Genomic DNA, 2,960 nt, shown 5'->3' with positions numbered 1-2,960 from the left:
GCACCATGGCCCGCGCCGCGGACGAGCTCGGATTCACCCCGTCGGCCATCTCGCAGCAGATCAAACGACTGGAATCGCAGGTCGGAGTGCGTTTGGTGGCGCCGGCCGGACGTCGAGTGGTCCTCACGCCGGCCGGACACGCGTTGGTCGAGACCGCGCCGGAGGTCCTCAACGCGCTCGAGAAGTCGGTGGCGGCGGCACGGTCGGTGGACGCCGGATCGCCGCGCGGTGTGGTGAGAATCGCAGCGTTCTCGACCGGCGTGCGGGGGATCGTCGCGCCCGCGCTCAAGAAAGTGCGACAACGCTTCCCCGACGTCCGCGTGGAAGTGGTGGAGCTCGATCCGGTACCCGCGGTGTACGCGGTGGAGTCGGGGAACGCCGACCTCGCGATGGTCCACGACGCCGACGGCGTCACCGTCGCGGTGCCCGCGGGCCTGCAGCGGTCGCACCTGCACACCGACATCGGCGACCTCGCGCTGCCGGTGGAGCATCCGCTGGCGTCGTCGGACCGACCGATCCGGCGGTCGGAGCTCCGCGAGTGCCAGTGGGTCACCAGCCCGCCGGGAACGGTCTGTCACCGCTGGTTCGAGCGGCTCTTCGCGACCGCCGACCAGCAGCCGGACGTCGTGCACTCCGTCGACGACTTCGGGACGCAGATGGCGCTGGTGGCCGCGGACCAGGTGGTCGCGCTGATTCCCCGCCTGGCACGACCACGCGTTCCGGACGGCGTGGTGCTGCGCGAGCTGCACGACGCACCCCGCCGCGAGGTCCACAACGTGTGGCGCACCAGCGGCGAGGCCGACCCGGCGCTGCGCGCCGTACTGGCCGAACTGCAGCAGTAGCGCGCCGGACGGGTGCTCCGTACTAGTGGAGGGGCAAGCTGTCCACGAGGGAGGTCCCCGCATGACGAACTCGGTGCGACGTACCGTGCTCGCCGCCCTCGCGGCCGCGGTGGTCGGACTGTCGGCGTGCTCCTCGCCGGATCCTGCGCCGCCGCCGTCGTCGGCCCGGAGGTCCAGGTCTCCAGTGGCACGACCACCCCCTCGATTCAGATCGACCCGTCGCTGAACAGCCGGCTCCACGACGCCGCTGCCGCCGACGACGCTGCCCGCGTCCGCGACCTCCTCGACCGCGGCGCGGACCTCGAGAACCGCGACGACCAGGGCCGCACGCCGCTGGTGACCGCGACCAAGAACCAGGCGGTGGCCGCTGCCCGCGTCCTCATCGACGCCGGCGCCGACGTGAATGCCAAGGACGCCATCCAGGATTCGGCCTACCTCTACGCCGGCGCCGAGGGGTACGACGCGATCCTGCGGATGACCCTCGACCACGGCGCCGACCTGCGCAGCGTCAACCGCTACGGCGGCACCGCGCTGATTCCCGCGGCCGAGCACGGCTCGGTATCGACCGTGCGCATGCTGATCGACGCCGGTGTCGACGTCAATCACGTCAACACCCCGGGGTGGACCGCGATGCAGGAGGCCGTCGTCTACGGCGACGGTTCGCCGAAGTATCAGAACACCGTGACGGCGCTGCTCGATGCCGACGGCGACCCGGACATTCGCGACGCGGAGGGTCGCACGGTCCTCGACAACGCGCGGCGCCTGGGGCAGACCGCGATCGTTCAGATCCTCCGCGACCGCGGCGCGTCGTAGCTTTTCGGGACGCGTGTCCACGCCGCTGGCACGCAGAACACTCCGCTACTCCCGAGTAACCGGCGACACGCTCGGTTCGCGCGCGTGTGACGCGGTCAGAGCGGTGCAAGGCGTTAATGTCGAGGTCGACACCGAATCGTACGGGGAGGAGTTTCCATGGCCGTCGTCTTGCTCGACGGGTCGCGGCCCGACCTGATTCCGGCCGGCGCGGTGGCGCTGCTGGTCGAGACCGTCGCTGTCACCGAGGAAGTGCATCCCTCGCTGCTGTGGCAGTTGCCGTCGTACGTTCTGGTCGGGTTCGTCGGCGACGACAGGTCCAAGACGCTCGTCACCTCCAACCGTGAGCATCCGGCGGTCGTCGAGCGACTCAAGTGGGGCGAGACCCTGGTCGAGGGCGGCCACATGCCCGGCGCCAATCTGCTGCGGGCCGTCGAACTGATGGACCGGCTGCGTCGGCTGGGTCCGTGGGAGCGGTTGCAGACCCACGACTCGCTGCGTCGCTACCTCCTCGAAGAGGTCTACGAACTGCTCGACGCGATCGAGCGCGGCACGCCCGAAGAGCTCCAGTCCGAGTTGGGGGATCTGCTGCTGCAGGTGCTCTTTCATGCGCGCATCGCCGCCGACTCGGCAACCGGTTCGTTCGACATCGACGACGTCGCGCAAAGCTTCATCGACAAAGTCTCCGCTCGCACCCCGGGCGTTCTCGGCGGCGAGCATGCCGACCTCGCGCGGCAGATCGACGAGTGGGAGGCCGCGAAATCGGCCGAACGCGATCGCGGCAGCGTGCTCGACGGCATCGTCACCACACAGCCCGCGCTGGCCCTGGTCCAGAAGGTGTTCGAGCGACTGGCCAGTGTCAGTTTCCCGGTCATCGCCGTGAGCCCGTCGCTGTACCGAGTCGACATCCCGTTCCGCAAGCATGCGACCACGAGCGTCGAGGACGACCTGCGTCGGCGGGTGATGGGTCTGATGGACGAGGTCCGCGCCGCGGAGGCCGCCGCCGGCGACGACGGTGTGACCCTGAACGACGAGAACACTTGGCGCAAGTACCTCGGGATGGCGTACGAGGAAGAGGCTGCGGTGGACGAGGACGTTGTCGCTGACGACGATGCCACCGGTGAGGAGCCTGCGCTCAACGGTCAGGCCGTCGACGACGATTTGGACGAGGAGTACGACGAGACGATCGTCGACTCCGACCCCATCGCGCTGAACAAGAAGGGCAAGACCAGCAAGTTCAAGGAACTCACGTTCTCGGACGTGCCAGGGATGGTCGTGCTCGAGAAGTGGAGCGCGGAGGGGGAGTAG

Annotated in this window: 3 protein-coding genes; all 3 read left to right on the top strand. The window is 69.2% G+C overall.

Annotated elements, in window-relative coordinates; all coding sequences use genetic code 11:
* Positions 1-842: LysR family transcriptional regulator (locus tag GX543_RS01570; RefSeq protein ID WP_290849366.1), on the top strand; the 842-nt coding region annotated here is incomplete at its 5' end.
* Positions 843-968: 126 nt separating this feature from the next.
* Positions 969-1,655, top strand: coding sequence for an ankyrin repeat domain-containing protein (locus GX543_RS01565; RefSeq protein WP_290849365.1), 687 nt, complete (start codon positions 969-971; stop codon positions 1,653-1,655).
* A 156-nt stretch (positions 1,656-1,811) separates the two neighbouring features.
* Entirely contained in the window at positions 1,812-2,960 is a 1,149-nt protein-coding gene (locus GX543_RS01560; protein ID WP_290849364.1) for a MazG family protein, read from the top strand.

Origin of the sequence: Gordonia sp. (in: high G+C Gram-positive bacteria) (assembly GCF_012515855.1) — a bacterium.
Classification (GTDB): Bacteria; Actinomycetota; Actinomycetes; order Mycobacteriales; family Mycobacteriaceae; genus Gordonia.
This window is presented reverse-complemented; position numbering and strand designations above follow the sequence as displayed.